Origin of the sequence: Enterobacter sp. HSTU-ASh6 (genome assembly GCF_026319105.1) — a bacterium.
Lineage (GTDB): Bacteria > Pseudomonadota > Gammaproteobacteria > Enterobacterales > Enterobacteriaceae > Enterobacter > Enterobacter sichuanensis.
The window spans coordinates 107,924-129,488 of the sequence record NZ_WSPD01000002.1 but is presented as its reverse complement, the minus strand read 5'-3'; the positions used below and the strand labels follow the sequence as shown (position 1 = coordinate 129,488).

Sequence of the window (21,565 nt, the reverse complement as noted above, 5' to 3'; positions counted from 1 at the left end):
TTTAGCTCTATGTTGCTACAGAGCCCTCAATGTTTCAACGAGTAGTAGATCTTTTCTGCCAGCCCTTGCGAAATACCCGGCACTTTTGCAATTTCTTCCATACTGGCGTTGAGTAATCCTTGCAATCCGCCCATATATTTCAGCAGCATCTGGCGACGTTTCGGCCCCACGCCCTCAATCGTTTCCAGGGTACTGGTATTTTTCACCTTCGCGCGTTTTTTGCGATGGCCGCTAATGGCATGGTCGTGGGACTCGTCGCGAATATGCTGAATGACGTGCAGCGCCGGGGAGTCCGGCGGCAGGCTGAAGCCCTCACCTTCCGGCTCGAAGAACAGGGTCTCCAGACCGGCTTTACGATCGGCCCCTTTTGCCACACCCAGCAGCAGCGGATGGTTTTTATCCCAGCTGACGTCAAGCGATTCAAAGACCGCTTTCGCCTGGCCGAGCTGCCCTTTCCCACCGTCAATCAGGATCACATCCGGGATCTTGCTCTCTTCAATCGCTTTACCATACCGACGGCGCAGCACCTGATTCATCGCCGCATAGTCATCTCCCGGCGTAATGCCGGTGATGTTATAGCGACGGTATTCCGCGCGCAGTGGGCCATTGGCATCAAACACCACGCAGGACGCTACCGTCTGTTCACCCATCGTATGGCTGATGTCGAAACACTCCATACGCTTCACTTCCGGCAGCTTCAGGAGCGTCGCCAGCGCCGTTAAACGCTGGCTTACCGTCGATTGCTGAGACAGTTTCGTCGTCAGTGCCGTCGCCGCGTTGGTGCGCGCCAGCTTCAGATAACGCGCCCTGTCGCCGCGCGGTTTGGTCTGTACATTGACCCGACGGCCGGCAAGTTCGGAAAGCGAATCGGCCAGCAGGGTTTTATCATCAAGGCTGAAATCAAGCAGGATCTCAGACGGCAGCGTGCGCATCTGGCTCCCCTGCAGATAGAACTGGCCGACAAAGGTTTCCACGACTTCACCCAGTTCGGTGCCGCCAGGCACTTTCGGGAAATAGCTGCGGCTGCCAAGCACTTTGCCCTGGCGAATAAAGAGAACGTGCACGCAAGCCATTCCGGCGTCAAAGGCCACGCCGATGACGTCGAGATCGTCCCCGCTATTGGAGACAAACTGTTTTTCCGTGACCCTGCGTACCGCCTGGATCTGGTCGCGGATGCGCGCGGCCTCTTCGAATTCCAGCGCGGCGCTGGCCTTTTCCATCCGTTCAATCAGCTGGGTTAACACCTGATCGTCTTTTCCGGCTAAAAACAGGCGCACGTACTCCACCTGCTGGGCATACTCTTCTTCGCTCACCAGCCCGGCCACGCAGGGCCCAAGGCAGCGCCCAATCTGGTACTGCAGGCACGGCCGCGAGCGGTTACGGTAGACGCTGTTTTCACACTGACGGATCGGGAAGATTTTTTGCAGCAGCGCCAGCGTTTCACGCACGGCATAGCCGTTCGGGAACGGCCCAAAATATTCACCCTTCGCATGTTTTGCACCGCGGTGCATGGCGAGGCGAGGATGGGTGTCGCCGCTCAGGAAAATGAACGGGTAGGACTTATCATCACGCAGCAGCACGTTATAACGCGGCTGGTAGAGCTTAATATAGTTGTGCTCAAGCAGCAGCGCTTCGGTCTCAGTGTGCGTGACGGTAACATCAATATTATGAATAAGTGAGACCAGCGCTTCGGTCTTACGGGAGGCAAGGTTGCTGCGAAAATAGCTGGAGAGGCGTTTTTTGAGATCTTTCGCCTTCCCCACGTAGATAACCGTACCGCCAGCGTCATACATGCGATAGACGCCAGGCTGGCTGGTAACGGTTTTCAGAAATGCTTTTGAATCGAACACATCACTCACTGACTTAACAACGTCTCTGCATTACACAAACCATGTCGGATGGCCAGATGCGTCAGTTCAACATCACCATGAATGTTCAGTTTACTGAACATGCGATAACGATAGCTGTTCACCGTTTTCGGGCTGAGATTCAGCTGTTCCGAAATCTCATTCACCTTCTGACCTTTGGTGATCATCAGCATAATCTGCAATTCACGCTCAGACAAACTGGCAAACGGGGATTCGGTTTTCTCAGGTTCGATCTGACTCAGCGCCATCTGCTGAGCGATGTCGGACGCAATGTAGCGCTGTCCGGCGAACACGGAACGGATAGCATTCACCACCTCCTGCGGCGCAGCCCCTTTACTCAGGTAACCTGCGGCACCCGCCTGCATTACTTTCGCAGGCAGTGGATTTTCGGTATGCACGGTCAGCATGATGACTTTTGTATCAACAAAGGTACGCGCGATTTTGCGTGTGGCTTCAAGACCACCGATACCGGGCATGTTCATATCCATTAACACCACATCGGCGGAATTTGTGCGGCACCATTTTACCGCGTCTTCGCCGCAGCACGCCTCGCCGGCAACTTTAATACCTTTAATATCTTCAAGAATGCGTCGTATCCCTGCGCGCACCAGTTCGTGGTCATCAACAAGAAGGACGTTGATCAAAGGAAATGTCTCCAGAATAGGGATAACGCTACTGAGTGATAATTTGGTTTATATTAACGGTTTTCCTCACAAGATTAAAACGTTAAAAAACCCGCTATTGGATTCTGCTCTCGTTTTTGGAAATTAGCCTGTACAGTCCCTGGAAAGCGAGTCCGTGCATTCAGGGCTTTTGCGCCTTTTTTTAAGCATCTGTATTCAAAAAGTTACGAAAAATCTGCACCCTTTAGCCGCCAAAAAACAGTTCTCAAATTTTTGTAACAATAATTAACGACAAACGAACCGGGCATATACAATTAATCGCCATTAACAGCGGCTCAGTTTACCGGTACGTTCTGTTTACGCAATTAAACACCCGCGTAAAAGTACGAAAAACAACCGCTGCATTTTTTGCTTCAGCTTGTGGTATACTCCGCCGCCTTGACTTTCGTCGTCGCGCTTTAGCGCCGTTTAATAATGAGGAAAATAAATGAGCACACCTGAATTTGCCACTGCGGAGAATAACCAGGAACTGGCACAGGAAGTAAACTGCCTGAAAGCACTGCTGACCTTGATGCTGCAGGCGATGGGCCAGGCTGACGCTGGCCGTGTGATCATTAAAATGGAAAAACAAATCGCGGAGATGGAAGACCAGGCTGAATCAGCGGTATTTGCGAACACCGTTAAGCAAATCAAACAAGCCTACCGCCAGTAACAAAAAACGGCTGAGTGCAGTGCATTCAGCCGTTCGTTCGTCTGTCACGCAGAACGTATTGTCTACTCAGATCAGTCCTGTTGCCGCCGCGTAGCACGCGATTTGCGTCTTGTTCGGCGCGTTGAATTTCTTCTGCATATTTTTCTGATGGAAGTTAACGGTATTCTCCGAGATAGAGAGAATGATCGCTATTTCTGCTGACGTCTTCCCTTCCGCGGTCCATTTCAGAATTTCCCGCTCACGTTTACTGAATTTCATTTCGGGTGGCATCACCATCCCATCTGCAAAACGCATCAGAGAGGTTAAGGCCATTTGCACCAGCATCTGCAGCCGCAGTTCTATTTCTTCCTGCCTGAACGGCACATCCTGCACACTAGTACGGGAAACTGACAGGAAACCGAGCGCGTGATTAGGCAGCATCAGACACTGCGTTATTCCCGTGCGTAAACCGTGGTCCTGTGCGCTATGCCATAATTCCTGCGCATCAGCGAATAATGCGTCTGTCCAGGGGAGATGACCCTGAATGAAATTCTCCGCCTTTAAAACCGGATCAATCGCGAAATAGTTCGCGGAATGATATTGCGCCATCCACTGTTTTGGATAAGTGGTTTGCAACGAGATCTTCGGTCGCGTAAATGGCACGGGATGACGCACGCAGAGCGCGTAATAATCGAATTCCAGCGCCTGCGTTTGTCGCTGAAGTTCCTGATATACCTCGTCGGCACAGGTCAATTCCTGAAACCGGAGGAAGCAATCCCGTCGCCAGGTGAAAAAGTCTGAATCCTTCATACTTACTAAATGAAGCCTCTGAAAAGATAATCATTATTATGGTGAATATAACCTAACACATAAAACTTATTTCTAACTACAAAATATCGGCAATAGCACAATTAACTTTACTATTGATAAGGTTTATCCAGGCAGGATGGAATAAAAAAACATCGAACCAGGCGAAGGAGGAGAATAATTTGCCCCAGAGTAAATTTCTGGAGCAAATTAGTGCAAAAATGCTACTGCATAAGGAATTTTTCAAGGAATAGACGGGTTCGCGGCTGCTGCGGATCGGCAAACAGGCGTTTCGCCGGTCCCTGCTCCACAATGCGTCCCTGGTCCATGAAGATAGCGCGGTCAGCGACGTCGCGTGCAAAGCTCATTTCATGGGTCACGATCACCATCGTCCGTTTTTCCTGCGCCAACTGGCGAATGGTGTTCAGCACCTCGCCCACCAGTTCCGGGTCGAGCGCCGAGGTGGGTTCATCAAACAGGATCACGTCCGGGCGCATAGCCAGCGCGCGCGCTATTGCCACACGCTGCTGTTGTCCCCCCGAGAGGCGTCGCGGATAGCTGGTCTCTTTACCCGCCAGGCCGACTTTGGCGAGCAGTTCGCGCGCGCGCGCCGTCGCTTCCTCTTTCGGTTCACCTTTAACGATGACCGGCCCTTCAATAATGTTCTCCAGCACCGTTCGGTGTGGGAAAAGGTTGAAGTTCTGGAAAACGAAGCCGACATGCTGGCGCAGGCGACGAATCAGTCCTTTCTGCTGGCTGATGGATTTGCCGGTATCAATCGTTATCTCCCCGACCCGGATAGTGCCGCCTTCCGGCTGTTCCAGCAGGTTAATGCTGCGCAGGAGCGTGGTCTTTCCTGACCCACTCGGTCCGATAATCGCCACCACTTCGCCCTGCTCGACTTCCAGGTCGATCCCGTGAAGTACCGTTTGACCGTGGAATTTTTTCACCAGGTTTTTGACATCGATAGCACTCATTTTGGATCACGCTCCTGGCGGTTAAGCTGGTTTTCGAAGTAGTTTTGCAGCGCAGACAGCACCGTCGCGATTACCCAGTAAATCAGCGAGGCGGCAAGATACATGGTGAAAACTTCAAGCGTGCGGGAGGTAATCAGCTGCGCCTGACGGAACAGCTCCGGCACCTGAATGGTTGCCGCGAGTGAAGTATCTTTCACCAGGCTAATGAAGCTGTTGCTAAGCGGCGGAAGCGCCACCCGGGCCGCCTGCGGCAGGATCGCGCGGCGCAGGGTCTGCCACGGGGTCATACCGATACTGGCCGCGGCCTCCCACTGCCCTTTATCAATGGAGGAGATAGCCGCACGCAGGGTTTCCGAGGTGTACGCCGCGGTATTGAGCGACAGCCCAATCATTGCCGCCGGGATCGGATCCAGCTCGATACCAAACTGCGGTAAGCCGTAGTAGATCATGAAGAGCTGGGCGATGAGCGGCGTACCGCGAAATACGGAGATATAAAAGCGCGCCAGCCAGCGTACCGGCAGGAGGGGCGACATGCGCATTAAGGCCAGCACAAAGCCCAGCACCAGCCCGAAGAACATCCCGCCAATACTGAGCTGTAATGTAAATACCGCGCCCTTCAGCAGATAAGGCAGCGAATCAATAACCAGTTGAATACTTTCTTGCATTATTATTTTTCGACCTGATTTTTAGACATGAGGATGGTAGGCAAACAGCGCAGGCGCCCCGCCGGTATGAACAAATAAAATCGGCCCTTCATCCTTAAAGCGTTTCTGCGCGATGCCATCAATCAGTCCGGCCATCGCTTTGCCCGTGTAGACAGGATCAAGCAATATGCCTTCGAGGCGCGCCAGCAGCTTAACCGCTTCCATTCCCTCTTCGTTAGGCGTGCCATAACCCGGGGCAAAGTAGTCATCCCAGAGCAGGATCTCGGCCTTTGCCTGCAGATCCAGTTGCTCAGCCAGCGCCTGTTGCAGAGCCACCACTTTGGGCTTCTGGTCCGCGACGCTGCGGGACACCGTGACGCCAATCAACTCCACCTCCGGCAGCAGTTGCTCCAGCCCTACCGCCAGCCCGGCATGCGTGCCCGCACTGCCGGACGCGACCACCACCGAGGAGAGGCTAACCGCCCCCTCGCACTGCTGCGCAATTTCCAGCGCGCTTTCCACATACCCCAGCGCGCCCAGCGCATTCGAACCGCCGACGGGGATGACGTAGGGACGGAAGCCCTGAGCTTCGAGACGCGTCGCCAGTTCATCGAGCTGCGCGGTGGGGTCGGTCAACGCATCGACCATCTCAACCTGCACGTTAAACAGATCCAGCAGCAGGCGGTTACCGTTGGTCAGATAGTTTTCGGCCCGCGTGCCAATCGGGTTTTCCAGCAATGCCACGCAATGCAGCCCAAGTTTTGCCGCCACGGCCGCCGTCTGACGAACGTGGTTAGACTGAATCGCCCCGGCAGTGACCAGCGTATCCGCCCCTTCCCGCAGGGCGTCCGCCGCCAGAAACTCCAGCTTGCGCAGCTTGTTGCCCCCCATCGCCATCGGCGTCACGTCGTCACGCTTAATAAAAATATCGCGCCCTAAATAATCAGAAAATCGCGGCAGGTACTCCAGCGGCGTTGGCGCGCCGATAAACTCCAGACGAGGAAAGCGCGTTAAATTCTGTAGTGGCATGGGTTCTCCGGTAACTCAGACAAAATGTGATATTTTTCATTATGCACGCAGACGCGTAAGAAATAAAAAAGGCGCTTTTAAAAGCGCCTTTTTTTTACGTCAAAGACTTATTTGGTGACGTCTGCGCCGAACCACTTCTCGGAGAGCGCCTTCAGGCTGCCGTCTTTTTGCATGTCAGCAATTGCGGAGTCGATCGCCTTAACCAGGTCTTCGTTGCCTTTACGAACTGCTACGCCGGATTCCTGACGAGAGAACGCATCACCGGCCACCGCCAGCGTGTTGTTGGTTTTCTTCACCAGATCCAGTGCGGCCAGGCGGTCAACCAGAATGGCGTCAATACGGCCTACGCGCAGATCCTGGTATTTGGTCGGGTCATCATCATAGGTACGAATATCCACGCCCTGCACGTTCTGGCGCAGCCACTCTTCGTAGTTGGTTCCCAGACCGACACCGACTTTCTTCCCTTTCAGGTCCGCAGCCGTTTTAATCCCACCTTCGTTGCCTTTTTTCACCAGCGCCTGAATACCGGACACGGTATACGGGGTGGAGAAGTCATACTTCTTCTTACGCTCGTCAGAAATGGTGACCTGGTTAATAACCACGTCAATACGTTTCGAATCCAGCGACGCCAGCATGCCGTCCCATTTGGTCGGTTTCAGGGACGCTTTCACGCCGAGGTGCTTCGCCAGCTCTTCAGCAAACTCCACTTCGAAACCGGTCAGCTTACCGTCATCCCCCTGGAAGCTGAACGGAGGATACGTCCCTTCCAGCCCAACCAGCAGCGTACCGCGCTCTTTCACCTTATTCAGCAGGTTTTCTGCGGCGAACGTTTTCACGCTCATGCCCGCAACCAGCGCAACGGCCATAACACCCATCAGCGCCTGACGACCCAGAAGTGCAAATTTCATAAATACCCCGATATAGTGGAATTTTTACGTAGTGTAGAGAAATCGCCTGCAACGTCAAAGGCGACTGCGCTACATCTTATTCTTTTTTAATATATATCAGAAGTTGTTCCGGCGTGGGCTTTCTGCTTCACCGCTCCCGGCATTTGCACCTTATATTGCGCGTACTTGCGCAGCGCAATCCGGTAGTTGTTGGTGCTGGTCGCCGGCAACCACGGCTCCAGATTCTCATCCAGATAGCCGGTCTTGAGCAGATCGCGGGAAATGTTGTTTACGGTCAGATGCTGGCCGAGGCGACGCAGGCGAACCACATATTCGCGAACGGTGCCGTGGCTCATCTCCGTTTGTTCAAACAGGAATTGTTTGAAGCCGATAATGTCGAAGAAGTCGCTTTGCTCTTTGCAGTGGAGATCGCCACAGAAACGGCAAAGCGCCACCCACTCTTTTTGCTCTTCGAGCCATGCTGCTTCGTCCATCAACGTGTCGAGGCGCGAAATCGCGATCTTATTGACGATTTCGCCACGGCGAACCAGCGTGATACGATCGAGTAACTTGTTACAGTGGGCGCAATGCGTCTGGCTGTGTTTAAAGTCTTTCAGGTAGCGGCTTAAAGGCCGTCTTTTAGATTGCTGCACCGTCATGATAACTCCTGGTTGTCAATACGTTGTGCGGCATTTTTAAGGTGAATCAATCACCTATAACTTACCCAGTTTGGTTCGTAAGCGTTTGATGGCCTGGCTGTGCAACTGGCTCACCCGCGACTCTCCCACCTCCAGAACAGCGCCAATCTCTTTGAGGTTAAGCTCTTCCTGGTAATAAAGGGTCAACACCAGCTGTTCGCGTTCCGGCAGAGCGTCAATCGCTTCCATCACGCGCTGGCGTAAATTCCCTTCCATTAAATGGTGTAACGGGTTCTCTTGCTGATGCTCATCCGTCACCAGCTCGATGCTATCGCCATGCTCTTCGCGCCACTCGTCATAGGAGAAGAGTTGGCTATTATTGGTATCGAGCAACATCTGACGATACTCTTCAACAGCAATACCAAGACGTTCCGCCACTTCGGTTTCCGTTGCGTTGCGTCCCAGTTCCTGTTCCAGCTGCCCCATCGCATGCGCCACTTCGCGTGCGTTACGGCGAACACTGCGCGGTACCCAGTCACGGCTGCGCAGCTCGTCCAGCATCGCACCACGAATACGCTGAACTGCGTAAGTCGTAAATGCCGTTCCTTGCAGAGCGTCGTATCGGTCAACTGCATTCAATAACCCGATACCGCCCGCCTGTAGCAGATCGTCGAGTTCCACGCTCGCCGGCAAGCGCACCTGGAGGCGCAATGCTTCGTGACGCACCAACGGGACATAACGCTGCCACAGCGAGTGTTTATCCATTACACCTTCAGCGGTATAGAGTGAATTCACGATAAACAGCCCTGCGTTAGTTGAGTTATCGGCATGATTATCCGATTCTGCAGAGGTTTTAATCGGGTGAATAGTGGGTGAAATGAGGGGTTATTTGGAGACTAAAAAAATTTCAAGCACTGTTGAAGCGCCACCATGCACGAATCGTATGAACAAAAGGTAATTAACCTCGTTTTTCGATGCATAACTTTGCTCAAGTAACCGCGACAATAGACTTCATTTGCCTTAGGTGACGAGCATGAAAGCAGAATACACATCTTTAACTAAACTTTATGAATATATTGCAGATACTAATGCCAGAGTAATTTCGTTTGATTGCTTCGATACTCTTTTCTGGCGAAAAACGGCTTCGCCTATAGATGTTTTTACCGTCATTGACCCGTCAATAGATATTGTCAGTCGGGTACAAGCTGAGCAACGTGCACGCGCGAAAAAAATGCTTAATTGTGGTCACTCAGAGGTAAATCTAGCTGAAATATACAAGCAATTATTCCCATTAGACAACCCGATCATTCTTGATGAATATATTCAAAAAGAGATTGCCGCAGAAATAAAACATGGCTTTCTACATGCGCCAACCATAAATATATTGAAGCTTGCGAAAGAGAAAAAATATAAAACCATCATTGTCAGTGACACTTACTTTAATAAAACACAATTAAGGCATATTATAACATCGTTGTCACCTGAAGTTTCAGATTTAATTGATGATATCTATTGTTCCAGCGAACACGGTGTTGGAAAGACGACAGGACTATGGGGTAAAGTTTTAAATAAAGAAAAAATACCTGCTGCGCAGTTAATTCACATCGGTGATAACAAAGCAGCTGATTTTATTTCACCAAATAAATTGGGCATTGAAGCCATTCATTTTCGCCATACTCATAAGGAAATAAATAAAGTTTTTAGACAACGAGAGAGCGTAGCGACTCTCATCTTCCCTAAATTACGCAAGGAAGCACCTGTCCCTAACTTGTGGCATGGTTGGTTTTCAGAAAATGTCGATGATGATACATCGCCACAAAAATTAATTGGCTGGAGTGTTCTCGGTCCAACGCTGCGTAGCTTTGCAAAGAAAATTTTTGAAGATTATAAAAAGAAAAATAATACAAAAGTTGCTTTTTTAATGCGGGATGGTTTTATGCCACGCTCAGCATTTAATATTTTATACCCGGAAATAGAAACGCATGATCTTAATATTTCTCGTTTGTGTTCTATTCGCGCAAGTTTCATATCAAAAGAAAGTGTTAGTGACCATCTCATTACTCTTTTTAATAATATAGATGATGACATTGCGAATCAATATGTTAATGATGAGACACTAAATTTAGTGTCCAAACACTTTGGTATTAATCAAAAAGAGATGATGCCACTTAAAAAAAATATTAACCAAGGAAGCTATAAAATCAGTGAGCTAATAAAAATAATTCTCAGTGAAAATTATACACAGCATATTATTTATAATTCCAAACAATATCGTAAAAAGCTAATTAAACACATTATAAACAGTACGGGAATTAAGGCTGGAGATCACTTATTATTAGTTGATTTAGGTTACGAAGGCACAACACAGAATTTATTGCAAACAATTTTACAAGAAGAGTTATCTATTACTATTTCTGGTTGTTACATGATTGTTTCATATACCCCAGAATGGAAAAATAACCGAACGGGGATGGTGAACCCTGAGACTTTTGACTGCCGTACAATAAAAGCCTTGACAAACCATATTGCAATTTATGAATCCCTTTGCTCATCTCATAGGAATTCAACTGTAGATTATACTGACGAAGGTATTCCTGTAGGCGAAGAACCAAGCATCAGTCAGAAGCATCTATCTTTAATAAGAGAGATACAGAACGAAGCATTATATTTTATCGGTTCACCCGCTACCAATTTGGCATACGAAGCGGAGTATGAAATTACTTCCTCAATCATTGACTTATTCCGTTTTATTTATTTCCCAACAGAAAACGAAATACGCTGCTTCAGTAATATGAAATTCGATATCAATCTTGGCTCTGAACAGACTTCAACACTCTACAATCTAAGTAAACATAATTATCAGATGAAAAAATTCGGACCTTCTTTACTAACTGATAGTAATGCCAATATAAATATTACTAATACCCCAACAGAATTACGTTATGGTGGTATAGAACAATCTATCGCACTCCTAAGCAGTTATCGCTATGGGCTTACTTGGTCCTTAACCGATGCTTCCTACCGCAAGAAAATGGTTGATGTTCTTTATATTAACAACACTACTGTTGTTACAAAAAAATTAACCGCTATGTATACTCATGAAGGATGTTACTCTCTCTATATTCCTATAGTTACGGCAGAAATAGTAATGAAATTGAATGATAAGTATAATGGTATAGAACTGATCTCTGTATCCAGAATCAAAACAAATCTCGTATACAAAATATACAATGATTCTCAAATGCAAGAGCTAACTATAAATAATGATTGGTTTATAGATGGCGCTGATGTGGTAAAAGGTATAATCACAGGCCTTACCCCTACCTCGATTTTATACTTCAGACCTCGCAATTCCCGCAATGATGATGTTATTCATATTGTATATCGCCCCATTGGCGATAGCTGTGACGCGGAGATTGTAAATGGATGATTTTTTCTCCAATGGGCTTGTTTTAGCATTTAATTTTATACCTGTTGAAGTAGATGATAGTGTTTTTTTATTCTGGGAAACTCTGTCTTTAGAACTTCAAAAAAAACAAATGCATTTAATTGTTGCAACTACTACAGAACTACCTGATGCGTCTTTTTTTACAATCCCCATACACTATCACATTGCGGATTTATATCACCAAGATGCCAATAATATTGTTCTGCAAAATTCTAATTTTATTGCTACGGAGGATATTCTTAGCTCATTATCTACGCAATATCATTGTAGTCTATCTATTTCACATGAAATTGCTAATTGTGGCATAGCATTTTATAGTGAGTTGATCACCGCCATTAAGCCAGCAACTATAATTGGTTGGCAAAGTAATGATATAATAAATTGGATTCTACGTAATATTGCATTACAGAGAGGTATCCCTTTTTGGTCAATGGAGCGTGGATTCCTAAAAAATACATTGATGATGGATATTGGGGATAATTATCTTCAATCAGAATTATTAACAAGCTTGATGATAGAGAATTTATATGATAAATACGTGCCTGAACCTGAATTGTGGGAGAAACTAAAATCCATAGTACTTGATAAGCATAATCTTGTCGGAAAGTACCACTCAACTGCTTTTAAAGAAACTGTTCGATTCAAAGCAGAGTATGGTATTCCTGAAAAAAGCGCTATTATCGCGATATTCAATCATGGGCCTCTCGGACTTGCTGTTAAGCATAGTAATAGTCGATACCGTGCCATCAATAAACTGAAAACTGATGAAGTTAATGAAAAGATAAACGCGATAATCAAACAGTGCATCAAAAGAAAAATTTATATAACTTATCAGGAGCACCCGCTATCATTATATGATAATACAGGAATTAAATTACCTAATTCACCTTATATTATAAAAACAGAAGAGAATATACATACTCTTCTGAATGCTGCTGATTACTATCTTTTTACACAATCAACTATTCAGTACGAAGCAGCTTTTTATCAAAAACCTATGGGACTTCTTTCAAGAAGTGTTCTCGGTATACATGGAGGAGTCTATGAAAGTGATTGCTATGATGATATAGATGAATTTCTAAATGCTCTTATTACTGACAAGGACTACGAACTACACCAGCAGCGTTCGAAAAAATGGCTATCATTTATCTATCATTATTTTCTTATAAAAAATGATGATGAAAACAGAGGAAGTGAGAGTCAGCGTGTCAGCAATCTTTTAGCTCGCTATGGCCTTCCAGTAAATATAGAAATCATTTACTCCCTTGAAAAATTCATTGCGCGTTGGTGCAATCATTAAATCACCCAAAAGGAGCTTCTATTTTTGCTTGTTAATGTATTCAGAGATAAATATCCTGTAAATATTTTTAGTTCCCAATTACCTTTAGCTCGCAATATATTATCTCTTAACGTTTAATAACCAATCATAATGGTTCAGTTGTTGGTTGAAATTAAAGGTCACTTGGGGTGAGTGGCCTTTATATTACCACTCACCCCACACAAATAACATTTAACCTCGAATGCGTAACTTAATAAAATTACATAAGTCATTACAATCCTTATTTTAATAAATAAAATAAAGCATCACAATTTTAAATTAAAATTACGAATCATTTTTGGCCAAAAATGGGCCACCAAGTTACGAAAACACTATTTCCTCTCTCACGCAGCCCCCTTAAAATCACTATTTTATATTTACCTTGCTTAACCCACGTTATTCATGTAGCGTCCCAGACACCAGAACTTTTAATTCCTATTTTTTAAGTTTTTGATCACCTAACTACTCGTTAAACATCAGACTGTTTTTGCCTTTCACATATCTCATTAAATCTGACACACTCATCTTCATTGGGTTTGACTTGCCCCCAGGATTTGAAAACATTCAGTTATTAATATCGGTTGGATCTTATTCGCACTTTCTGTTTCGCCAGCCCACTACAAATTTAGTTGAAGACTAAATAGCTGCACCTAATACCGCTACTCTTTTGCCAGCCCAGGTTTTCCTCCCGGAAATGGGCTGGCGGTTTCCATATGATACCGTACCTTTTTTCAGTAACTGCCACATCGACGGCACTGATGCTTACGCGTTTTCGTATCATGAAGTGCCTGCCATAACTGATCTACGTGGTTCACACACGTTGAGTAAACAGGTTGATAAATCACGCTGAGCTTCGGGTTCGCTTTCAGCCAGCACAGAGTCTCACGGCTTTTATGGATAATATAGTTATCCACGATTAGAGTGGTGGTTTCGGCTCGCCGGTATGTCACTTTGAGATGCTTTAATAGACTTAAAAATAACGAGGAAATTTTACAGCTGCCTCCAATGTAGCTGACTTTCCTCTGCCAGTAAGTAACGCCCCGGCCAAAAAGTATTTTTCATTCTGTCCCAGCGTAACGACTCGCTTTTGCTGGCCGCGAAGCTGCAAGTATGCGCCAATTTTGGGATTGAAATGAATATCCACTTCGTCTTCATAAAAAACCGGAAGTACTGTGCTTCATTCGCCCAGTGCTTTATGGATTGCTTTTTGCATCAGGCATCGTTCGTCACAGGGAATTGGTGCTATGATCGGCATCGCTCAGTCCGGTTGGTGGTTTGTTTCTTTTTGGCGATTGTTCAGATCGCACAATCCGGGCTGAGTTCCCTCAAAGTGATCTACAATTCCGCGCAGCTATTTAGCTGGGGATTATCTATATTCAATAATAAATATATTCCGGCATAGCCGGAGGTTTTTCATATGCGCCTGTAAGGCTCTGTTAGCAGCCGCGCCCTAACAGGCGCATCGCAATCTGATATTTGCATCTTTTGCATCTATGGATTACTTACGGCCTGTGAACGGGCTGCCCGGATACGAGATCGCTAACTGCTCTCCCATTTTATCCTCTTCCAACTGGTGCTTTATGTAGTCCTGTATCTTCGCCGTGTTCTTACCCACCGTATCGACATAGTATCCCCGGCACCAGAACTCCCTGTTTCTGTATTTGAATTTCAAATCGCCAAACTGCTCGTAAAGCATCAGGCTACTTTTACCTTTCAAGTACCCCATGAAGCCCGACACACTCATCTTCGGTGGGATCTCCAGAAGCATATGGATATGATCCACACAGCATTATGCTTCCAGAATATTCACGTTTTTCCCCTCATATAGCTTTCTTAAAATCGCTCCTATCGCTCTACGTTTCTCTCCGTAGAACGCCTGTCTGCGGTACTTTGGTGCAAAGACTATGTGATATTTACAGTTCCATCGGGTGTGCGCTAAGCTCTTTTCGTCCCCCATTGGGACCCCCTTTTGATTTTTTGTTTCTCTCTTGCAGTTGCCAGACCGCAGTTGTTTTAACAAATCAAAAGGTTTTTTTATAACTGACTCATAGCTGAAAGCTTTCCGGAACCCCCAGCCTAGCTGGGGGTTTTCAGTGCACAAAAAAAGCCAACCTTTAGGTTGGCTTTTTGAATATAAGAACTAAAAATTTATTAACGCAGCAGAGACAGAACAGTCTGTGGAACCTGGTTTGCCTGAGAAAGAACAGAAGTACCAGCCTGCTGCAGGATCTGCGCGCGGGACATGTTGGAAACTTCAGTTGCGTAGTCAGCATCCTGGATACGGGACTGAGCAGCAGACAGGTTATTAGAGGTGTTGTTCAGGTTGTTGATTGCAGAAGTGAAACGGTTCTGCACCGCACCCAGGCCAGAACGTGCTTTATCAACTGTAGCGATAGCGGCATCGATAGTTGCCAGATCGGTAGACTGCATGGATTTAAGGTTGATGTTTTTCACACCCAGAGTAGCAGAGTCCGCTTTAGCACCGCTCAGGTCAAGATCTATGGTGTCTTGGTCGTTTGCGCCAACCTGAATTTTAACCACACCAGAAGCACCTGCAGAACCGTCGAGCAGTTTGATACCGTTGAAGTCAGTTTTGCCCGCTACGCGATCGATTTCCTCCAGACGTGCTGTAACTTCATCCTGCAGAGAGGCCAGGTCAGATGTGCTGTTGGTACCGTTGCTTGCCTGAACAGCCAGCTCACGAACACGCTGCAAGTTGTTGTTGATTTCGTTCAGAGAACCTTCAGCAGTCTGCGCCATGGAGATACCGTCGTTGGCGTTACGTGCTGCCTGAGTCATACCTTTGATCTGAGCGGTCATGCGGTTTGCAATCGCCTGGCCAGCGGCATCGTCTTTCGCGCTGTTGATACGCAGACCTGAAGACAGACGCTCAATAGCAGTGCCCAGAGAAGACTGAGATTTGTTCAGGTTGTTCTGAGTAGTCAGGGACAACAGGTTAGTATTGATAACTGCCATAATTTTCTTTCCTTCAAAAATTGGGTTTTAGGTCCGGTGCCTAACACTCACAGCGTCTCTCACCGTCAACAAGGTTATCGACGGGTCCCCAAAAGACTTTAGAACCAATTTTGAAAAAATTATAACACACTGTTTTACAATGATTTTATTTTTAAAAAAGCCATTAAGGCCCGCCAGGGGAATATTATTTACGCTTTTTAAATGCATAAAAAGATGATCAACAGGACGCTTGCTTATCCCCGTTTTTAATACGCGTATCGCGTGCCTAAAGTGCAATCCTTTCATTAACCCCGCCAGGACGTGTCTATTCTGTGGATTATTTTTTTCTCACCATCGTAAACTTTTGCGGTAAGAGGCCGATAAGAGTCCTGAACTACTTTCGTATTTTAAGGAAAATATGCATGGCTACTATCAGCAACCTCGGGATAGGTTCTGCAGGACTCGGGGATTTATATAATCAGTTGGAAGCAGCAGAGAAAACCAAGCTGACGACGATTACTTCCCAGCAATCAACGTATAACGCACAGTTAAGCGCTTACGGCAAACTGCAGAGCGCCATGACTTCGCTGCAGACTGCGACGGCTGCGCTGGGTAAAGCAACCACCTGGAACTCAACGTCCGTTTCCAGCACTAACACGGCCTTTACTGCCACAACCACGGCGGACGCGTCCGTAGGTTCCTATGTTGTCAACGTCAACCAGGTGGCAAAAGCACAGGCGCTCACGACGGGCTCCTATGCCAACAACACGGATCTGCTGGGCGATACGACAGGGACGACGCGTAAAATCACCATCACCCAGCCGGGTACCAAGACACCTTTAGAGGTGACCCTGGCAGATGGCGATACCTCCCTGGCAGGGATCGCGAGTGCGATTAATAAAGCAAACGGCAACGTCACCGCCAGCGTGATTAAAGCGAAAGATGGTGATTACCGCCTGATGCTGTCATCAAAAACCACCGGTACGGATGGGGCGATGACCATCACCGTGACCGGCGATGACAAGCTGCAAAGCGCAATTGGCTACGATTCAACCACCAAAACGGGTGCCCTGACGGTGAACACCGCCGCACAGAACGCCATTGTGGTGGTGAACGACATTTCGATCGAGCGTCAGTCGAATACCATTACCGATGCGCTGCCTGGGATCACCTTCTCGGTGAAGGCCGAGAGCAAAGCGGATGAAACCCTTGAGATTACACGCGCAACGGATGCCAACCAGAAAGCGATCACCGACTGGGTTACAGCGTACAACTCGCTGCAGTCCACGATTAACAGCCTGACGAAGTATGTTCCGGTTGATGCCGGTTCGGGCAGCCAGTCCACCAGCAACGGCGCGCTGGTCGGTGATGCTAACGTGCGTGGGATCCAGTCTCAGCTACGCGGTCTGCTGACCGAAGTCCAGGCCGGCTCGGTTCAGATCATGGCCCAGTTGGGGATTACCCAGGATCCGGTGAAAGGCGCGGACGGCACTGTCGGTAACCTGAAAGTGGATACCGATAAGCTGAAAAAAGCGCTGACCGACAACCCGAACGCCGTACAGCAGTATTTCGTCGGTGACGGAAAGAAAACCGGCATGGCGACCCAGATGAATAACACGCTGACCTCCATGCTCAGCACCAGTACCGGCAGCGCCGGGGTGATCCAGAACGCGAAAGACGGGATCAACAAAACGCTGAAAACGCTGGGTGAACGTTACGATGCCATGGATGCCCAAATTGAAGCGACCATGGCGCGTTACAAAACGCAGTTCACCAGCCTGGACGTATTAGTCACCAAAATGACCAGTACGGCCAACTACCTGACACAACAGTTCTCACAGAAATAGTCGTCGCATTGAGGAGTGGATATGTATAACACCTCTGGTGTTCAATCCTATCAGCAGATAGGAGTCGAAAGCGCAGTTATGAATGCCAGTCCACACCAGCTGATTGTCATGTTGTTCGACGGGGCGCATAGCGCCCTTGTCCGCGCGCGTTTGTTCATGGAAGCCGGACAAATTCGTGAAAAAGGCGAAGCGTTATCCAAAGCCATCAACATCATCGACAACGGTTTAAAAGCAGGACTGAACATGGAGGTTGAGAGCGAGTTGTCGGGTAATCTTGCCTCCTTGTACGAATATATGGTTCGACGTTTGTTGCTGGCGAATGTCAGTAACGACGTTGACGCAATTGTTGAAGTCGAGGGTTTATTAAACAACATTGCGGATGCATGGAAGCAAATCGGCCCCAATGCGTCCTCTATTTCAGGATAATTTTGATGAATACTCCCAGCGCAGCGCTTAGCCACTGGCAGGCGTTACATGCTCAGAGCATTGCTATGCTAAATCTTGCACATTCTGGTCAATGGGATGCGCTTATCGAGCAGGAAATGCATTACGTACAACTGGTGGAAAGGATTTCTCAAACGCCCATCATGTCATGCCCTCCGGCTCAGGTTGAGCAAGCGCGTGCGCTGCTGGAAATGATCCTCGAAAATGAGAATGCGCTAAAGGCGTTGCTGAAAGTCCGCATGGACGAGCTGCGCAGCCTGATTAATCAAACCGGTAAACAGCAATCCATCACGTCTACCTATGGAAAGCTGTCAGGGAATATTCTTTATCCAGAAAGTTTGACCCGCGACACACAATTATGATTTCTTCATCCATACTCCAGAAGTCAGCTAACCGGCTTCTGGAGCAAGGATGATGAAAAACCCCACCCTGTTACAATGCTTTCACTGGTATTACCCCGCAGGCGGTGAATTGTGGCGAGAAGTCACGGCATTAGCCCCCAACCTTAACGAAATCGGCATCAACATGATCTGGCTGCCCCCCGCTTATAAAGGCGCGTCCGGGGGTTATTCAGTGGGTTATGATTCGTATGACCTGTTCGATCTTGGCGAGTTTGACCAGAAAGGCAGCGTTGCCACCAAATACGGCGACAAAGCGCAGCTGCTGGAGGCCATCGACGCCCTCAAAAGCAACAACATTGCCGTCCTGCTGGATGTGGTGGTGAATCACAAAATGGGGGCCGACGAGAAAGAGCCTGTTCGCGTTCAGCGCGTCAATGAGCAGGACCGCACGCAAATTGATGACGAAGTCATTGAGTGCGAAGCCTGGACCCGCTACACCTTCCCTGCCCGCGCCGGGCAATATTCGCAGTTCATCTGGGATTACAAATGCTTCAGCGGCGTCGACCATATAGAAAATCCCGATGAAGACGGCATCTTTAAAATCGTCAACGACTACACCGGCGACGGCTGGAACGATCAGGTTGATGATGAGATGGGTAACTTCGATTATCTGATGGGCGAGAATATCGATTTTCGCAATCACGCCGTGACCGAGGAGATCAAATACTGGGCCCGCTGGGTGATGGAACAGACCGGCTGCGACGGTTTTCGTCTGGATGCCGTGAAACATATTCCCGCCTGGTTCTACAAAGAGTGGATTGAACACGTTCAGGAGGTCGCCGCCCAGCCGTTATTTATCGTGGCGGAATACTGGTCCCACGAGGTGGATAAGCTTCAGGCCTATATCGATCAGGTCGAGGGCAAAACCATGCTCTTTGATGCCCCCCTGCAGATGAAATTCCACGAAGCGTCACGTCAGGGGCGGGATTACGACATGAGCCAGATTTTCACCGGCACGCTGGTGGAAGCCGATCCGTTCCATGCGGTGACGCTGGTTGCCAACCATGACACCCAGCCGTTGCAGGCGCTGGAAGCACCGGTCGAGGCCTGGTTTAAACCGCTGGCCTACGCGTTGATCCTGCTGCGGGAAAACGGTGTACCGAGCGTCTTCTATCCCGATCTCTTCGGCGCCAGCTATGACGATACCGGGGGAGACGGTGAAACGTACCATATTGATATGCCAGTGATTGAGCAGCTTCATGAGCTGATCCTCGCTCGCCAGCGTTTTGCCCACGGCGTGCAGACGCTCTTTTTTGACCATCCTAACTGTATCGCCTTCAGCCGCAGCGGCACCGATGACGATCCTGGCTGCGTGGTGGTGATGTCGAACGGCGACGACGGCGAAAAAGTGATTTGTCTTGGGGAAAACTACGGTAATAAAACCTGGCGTGATTTTCTCGGCAATCGCGAAGAAACCATCACCACGGCAGCGGATGGCGAAGGGACGTTTACCTGTAAAGGGGGAAGCGTCAGCGTGTGGGTGATTGAGGATGCGTTGTAGAACGGGAAACGTGCGGCCTGATGCCCTCCCCCCGTCCCTCTCCCACCGGGCTGAGGAATCCCCAGTAATTTTTTACCTGAAGCGATGAACGTTGCTTCAGCAAAATTAATGACTTACAGCGATGCCCTGGTCCGGCTGTAAATCGCCGAAGCGTTTCCGTAAGGCCGGGGCGAGGCGCAGGGATGCGCCGAGAGGGCGTGGCCTGCAGGGATGCAGGCTCATGCCCGACCCGATAGCCTGGAGGAATAAGCTGAGGGTACCGCGAAGCGGCGATTTACCGCCGGGAGCCCGGGTCGCCAGGGCGGTGGCGATTGAGCCGCCCTGGCACGTTCACTGGTCATGCCGTTACAGAGTAGCAAGGAACATAAAGTGAACGGAATAACCTCTACAGCCGTATGTTCCCCCTCACCCCAGCCCTCTCCCTCAAGGGAGAGGGGGTTGTCTGTGCAGGCATTATTTTGTGGGGATCCCTCAGCCCACAGGGAGAGGGCGCAAACACCAAAAACGGCAACGAGGTTGCCGTTTTGCTTTTACCCTTAGGGCAGCTTACTCTCCAGCGGATTTTTGCTCAGGTAATCGGCACACTCCACCGTTGGGCGGTCGACCTTCTGCAGCTCCATGCCGTCGTACTCCAGCACCGAGCCATCACGCTCCAGCGGATAGATATCCAGCTTGCGGGTCACGTTGTAATAGCTGTCTGAACGCAGCATGATTTTACCCGGCACAGCAATCACGCGCTGCCACTGACGGCAGTCCAGCGTATCGCCCTCCTCCGTCACCACTAACGTGGCAATCGCCTCCGTGCTGACCATTTTGCTCTGCGGCCCTTTTGACTGCCAGTATCCCGCCAGATGTGCCGGGACCGGATGCTTAATCACGTCCTGATAGTTATCTACCTGAACGCATCCGGTCAGTGCCAGCAGCGCGCCAGCAATTGCTATTTTTTTCATCATCTTTCCTGCATTCGAAGAAAAAAATATTGTGGCATTAAAGCGCTAAGGCTGCCAGCGAAGATCGCCAGGTCTTAGACCTGCATCCCCATCACCTCTTGATAGGCGGAAACCAGCTTGTTACGCACCTGGATCCCCATCTGCAGGGAGACAGAGGCTTTTTGCAAATCGGTCATCACATCGTTTAACGCCACGCCCGGCTCGCCGAGGGTGAACTTCTCGGCCTGCGTGCGCGCGGCGGTCTGGGTATCGCTGATACGGTCAAGCGCGGCGTGCAGTTGCCCGGCAAAGCTAATACTCGGCTGCTGTTCTGCCACATTCTGATTACGGGCCGTCATCGCGGTTGCCTGCAGCTGACTGATAACCCCTTCAATACCCTGAATAGCCATGACTCTCCCCTGGATGGTTTTTTACGCGGTCAAGACTAACAGCTTGTCAATAAGATAATGGCGGTAAATAGCGTTAAAAAACCAGGTTATTTGACGCATAGAAAATCACGAATCATCAAATAATGGCTGTGCCATCAATATGGAACTT

19 protein-coding genes and 2 pseudogenes are annotated in these 21,565 nt (G+C 48.6%); 7 read left to right on the top strand and 14 right to left on the bottom strand.

Translation table 11 applies throughout. From position 1 onward, the window contains the following. Positions 1 to 26: 26 nt before the first annotated feature. Together uvrC and uvrY are read right to left on the bottom strand one after the other, a co-directional pair. Positions 27 to 1,859, bottom strand: coding sequence for an excinuclease ABC subunit UvrC (gene uvrC, locus GM298_RS02850; RefSeq protein WP_059385038.1), 1,833 nt, complete (start codon positions 1,857 to 1,859; stop codon positions 27 to 29). Then, positions 1,856 to 2,512: a UvrY/SirA/GacA family response regulator transcription factor gene (gene uvrY, locus GM298_RS02845; RefSeq protein ID WP_013096026.1), complete on the bottom strand. Its 657-nt coding sequence runs from the start codon at positions 2,510 to 2,512 to the stop codon at positions 1,856 to 1,858. Before uvrY ends, uvrC begins: the two co-directional genes overlap by 4 nt. A 466-nt stretch (positions 2,513 to 2,978) precedes the next feature. Here uvrY and GM298_RS02840 point away from each other — a divergent pair, with 466 nt between their 5' ends. Continuing rightward, positions 2,979 to 3,203: a DUF2594 family protein gene (locus GM298_RS02840; RefSeq protein WP_008500345.1), complete on the top strand. Its 225-nt coding sequence runs from the start codon at positions 2,979 to 2,981 to the stop codon at positions 3,201 to 3,203. Positions 3,204 to 3,269: 66 nt separating this feature from the next. Here the strand turns inward: GM298_RS02840 and sdiA are convergent, their stop codons facing one another. The 7 genes from sdiA to GM298_RS02805 all read right to left on the bottom strand — a co-directional run bounded on the left by sdiA (position 3,270) and on the right by GM298_RS02805 (position 8,959). After that, on the bottom strand, positions 3,270 to 3,992 hold the full coding sequence (sdiA, locus tag GM298_RS02835; RefSeq protein ID WP_025759910.1) for a transcriptional regulator SdiA: 723 nt from the start codon (positions 3,990 to 3,992) through the stop codon (positions 3,270 to 3,272). Positions 3,993 to 4,213: 221 nt separating this feature from the next. Then, positions 4,214 to 4,966 carry an L-cystine ABC transporter ATP-binding protein TcyN gene (tcyN, locus tag GM298_RS02830; RefSeq protein ID WP_266153543.1) on the bottom strand — a complete coding sequence of 251 codons (753 nt, stop codon included), beginning with the start codon at positions 4,964 to 4,966 and terminating at the stop codon, positions 4,214 to 4,216. After that, positions 4,963 to 5,631 carry a cystine ABC transporter permease gene (gene tcyL, locus GM298_RS02825; RefSeq protein WP_266153541.1) on the bottom strand — a complete coding sequence of 223 codons (669 nt, stop codon included), beginning with the start codon at positions 5,629 to 5,631 and terminating at the stop codon, positions 4,963 to 4,965. The genes tcyN and tcyL overlap by 4 nt, the downstream gene beginning before the upstream one ends. 21 nt (positions 5,632 to 5,652) lie before the next feature. Continuing rightward, complete coding sequence (gene dcyD / locus GM298_RS02820; RefSeq protein WP_095450066.1) at positions 5,653 to 6,639, bottom strand: D-cysteine desulfhydrase; 987 nt, start codon at positions 6,637 to 6,639, stop codon at positions 5,653 to 5,655. A 107-nt stretch (positions 6,640 to 6,746) separates the two neighbouring features. Continuing rightward, positions 6,747 to 7,547: a cystine ABC transporter substrate-binding protein gene (gene tcyJ, locus GM298_RS02815; RefSeq protein WP_023336163.1), complete on the bottom strand. Its 801-nt coding sequence runs from the start codon at positions 7,545 to 7,547 to the stop codon at positions 6,747 to 6,749. A gap of 86 nt (positions 7,548 to 7,633) precedes the next feature. Beyond that, positions 7,634 to 8,185 carry a flagella biosynthesis regulatory protein FliZ gene (gene fliZ, locus GM298_RS02810; RefSeq protein ID WP_025759916.1) on the bottom strand — a complete coding sequence of 184 codons (552 nt, stop codon included), beginning with the start codon at positions 8,183 to 8,185 and terminating at the stop codon, positions 7,634 to 7,636. A gap of 54 nt (positions 8,186 to 8,239) precedes the next feature. Beyond that, positions 8,240 to 8,959 carry an RNA polymerase sigma factor FliA gene (locus tag GM298_RS02805; RefSeq protein ID WP_025759917.1) on the bottom strand — a complete coding sequence of 240 codons (720 nt, stop codon included), beginning with the start codon at positions 8,957 to 8,959 and terminating at the stop codon, positions 8,240 to 8,242. Positions 8,960 to 9,197: 238 nt separating this feature from the next. Here GM298_RS02805 and GM298_RS02800 point away from each other — a divergent pair, with 238 nt between their 5' ends. Together GM298_RS02800 and GM298_RS02795 are read left to right on the top strand one after the other, a co-directional pair. Then, positions 9,198 to 11,594, top strand: a complete 2,397-nt coding sequence (locus GM298_RS02800; RefSeq protein ID WP_045285392.1) for a hypothetical protein — start codon at positions 9,198 to 9,200, stop codon at positions 11,592 to 11,594. Continuing rightward, a complete protein-coding gene (locus tag GM298_RS02795) occupies positions 11,587 to 12,912 on the top strand; it encodes a hypothetical protein (RefSeq protein WP_266153538.1) in 1,326 nt (441 codons plus the stop codon). Before GM298_RS02800 ends, GM298_RS02795 begins: the two co-directional genes overlap by 8 nt. A gap of 677 nt (positions 12,913 to 13,589) precedes the next feature. Here the strand turns inward: GM298_RS02795 and GM298_RS02790 are convergent. The 3 genes and pseudogenes from GM298_RS02790 to GM298_RS02780 form a co-directional block, all read right to left on the bottom strand. Then, positions 13,590 to 14,131, bottom strand: a pseudogene (locus GM298_RS02790) (transposase); the annotation flags it as partial. 297 nt (positions 14,132 to 14,428) lie between these two features. Beyond that, a pseudogene (tnpA, locus tag GM298_RS02785) lies at positions 14,429 to 14,887 on the bottom strand (IS200/IS605 family transposase). A 194-nt stretch (positions 14,888 to 15,081) separates the two neighbouring features. Beyond that, positions 15,082 to 15,906, bottom strand: a complete 825-nt coding sequence (locus tag GM298_RS02780) for a flagellin (protein ID WP_323138408.1) — start codon at positions 15,904 to 15,906, stop codon at positions 15,082 to 15,084. A 401-nt stretch (positions 15,907 to 16,307) separates the two neighbouring features. On the opposite strand from GM298_RS02780, the gene fliD reads away from it, so the two are divergent. The 4 genes from fliD to amyA are packed head-to-tail and all read left to right on the top strand — an operon-like array spanning position 16,308 to position 20,078. After that, complete coding sequence (gene fliD, locus GM298_RS02775; RefSeq protein ID WP_045285397.1) at positions 16,308 to 17,732, top strand: flagellar filament capping protein FliD; 1,425 nt, start codon at positions 16,308 to 16,310, stop codon at positions 17,730 to 17,732. A gap of 21 nt (positions 17,733 to 17,753) precedes the next feature. Next, entirely contained in the window at positions 17,754 to 18,158 is a 405-nt protein-coding gene (fliS, locus tag GM298_RS02770) for a flagellar export chaperone FliS (protein WP_045285398.1), read from the top strand. Positions 18,159 to 18,163: 5 nt separating this feature from the next. Then, complete coding sequence (gene fliT, locus GM298_RS02765; RefSeq protein ID WP_266153537.1) at positions 18,164 to 18,538, top strand: flagella biosynthesis regulatory protein FliT; 375 nt, start codon at positions 18,164 to 18,166, stop codon at positions 18,536 to 18,538. A gap of 52 nt (positions 18,539 to 18,590) precedes the next feature. Further along, a complete protein-coding gene (gene amyA / locus GM298_RS02760) occupies positions 18,591 to 20,078 on the top strand; it encodes an alpha-amylase (protein WP_025759922.1) in 1,488 nt (495 codons plus the stop codon). Positions 20,079 to 20,614: 536 nt separating this feature from the next. On the opposite strand, the gene yedD is transcribed toward amyA, so the two are convergent. Both yedD and fliE read right to left on the bottom strand, forming a co-directional pair. Then, positions 20,615 to 21,028, bottom strand: coding sequence for a lipoprotein YedD (gene yedD / locus GM298_RS02755; protein ID WP_266153536.1), 414 nt, complete (start codon positions 21,026 to 21,028; stop codon positions 20,615 to 20,617). A gap of 74 nt (positions 21,029 to 21,102) precedes the next feature. Further along, positions 21,103 to 21,417 (bottom strand): flagellar hook-basal body complex protein FliE, encoded by a 315-nt coding sequence (fliE, locus tag GM298_RS02750; protein WP_028019587.1) that lies wholly within the window; start codon positions 21,415 to 21,417, stop codon positions 21,103 to 21,105. Between the last annotated feature and the right edge of the window lie 148 nt (positions 21,418 to 21,565).

Excerpts from the sequence above, each read along its gene's own strand:
- GM298_RS02840 (WP_008500345.1), top strand. The coding sequence starts at position 2,979 with ATGAGCACACCTGAATTTGCCACTGCGGAGAATAACCAGGAACTGGCA.
- sdiA (WP_025759910.1), bottom strand. The coding sequence starts at position 3,992 with ATGAAGGATTCAGACTTTTTCACCTGGCGACGGGATTGCTTCCTCCGG.
- tcyN (WP_266153543.1), bottom strand. The coding sequence starts at position 4,966 with ATGAGTGCTATCGATGTCAAAAACCTGGTGAAAAAATTCCACGGTCAA.
- tcyL (WP_266153541.1), bottom strand. The coding sequence starts at position 5,631 with ATGCAAGAAAGTATTCAACTGGTTATTGATTCGCTGCCTTATCTGCTG.
- dcyD (WP_095450066.1), bottom strand. The coding sequence starts at position 6,639 with ATGCCACTACAGAATTTAACGCGCTTTCCTCGTCTGGAGTTTATCGGC.
- tcyJ (WP_023336163.1), bottom strand. The coding sequence starts at position 7,547 with ATGAAATTTGCACTTCTGGGTCGTCAGGCGCTGATGGGTGTTATGGCC.
- fliZ (WP_025759916.1), bottom strand. The coding sequence starts at position 8,185 with ATGACGGTGCAGCAATCTAAAAGACGGCCTTTAAGCCGCTACCTGAAA.
- GM298_RS02800 (WP_045285392.1), top strand. The coding sequence starts at position 9,198 with ATGAAAGCAGAATACACATCTTTAACTAAACTTTATGAATATATTGCA.
- GM298_RS02795 (WP_266153538.1), top strand. The coding sequence starts at position 11,587 with ATGGATGATTTTTTCTCCAATGGGCTTGTTTTAGCATTTAATTTTATA.
- GM298_RS02780 (WP_323138408.1), bottom strand. The coding sequence starts at position 15,906 with ATGGCAGTTATCAATACTAACCTGTTGTCCCTGACTACTCAGAACAAC.
- fliD (WP_045285397.1), top strand. The coding sequence starts at position 16,308 with ATGGCTACTATCAGCAACCTCGGGATAGGTTCTGCAGGACTCGGGGAT.
- fliS (WP_045285398.1), top strand. The coding sequence starts at position 17,754 with ATGTATAACACCTCTGGTGTTCAATCCTATCAGCAGATAGGAGTCGAA.
- fliT (WP_266153537.1), top strand. The coding sequence starts at position 18,164 with ATGAATACTCCCAGCGCAGCGCTTAGCCACTGGCAGGCGTTACATGCT.
- amyA (WP_025759922.1), top strand. The coding sequence starts at position 18,591 with ATGAAAAACCCCACCCTGTTACAATGCTTTCACTGGTATTACCCCGCA.
- yedD (WP_266153536.1), bottom strand. The coding sequence starts at position 21,028 with ATGAAAAAAATAGCAATTGCTGGCGCGCTGCTGGCACTGACCGGATGC.
- fliE (WP_028019587.1), bottom strand. The coding sequence starts at position 21,417 with ATGGCTATTCAGGGTATTGAAGGGGTTATCAGTCAGCTGCAGGCAACC.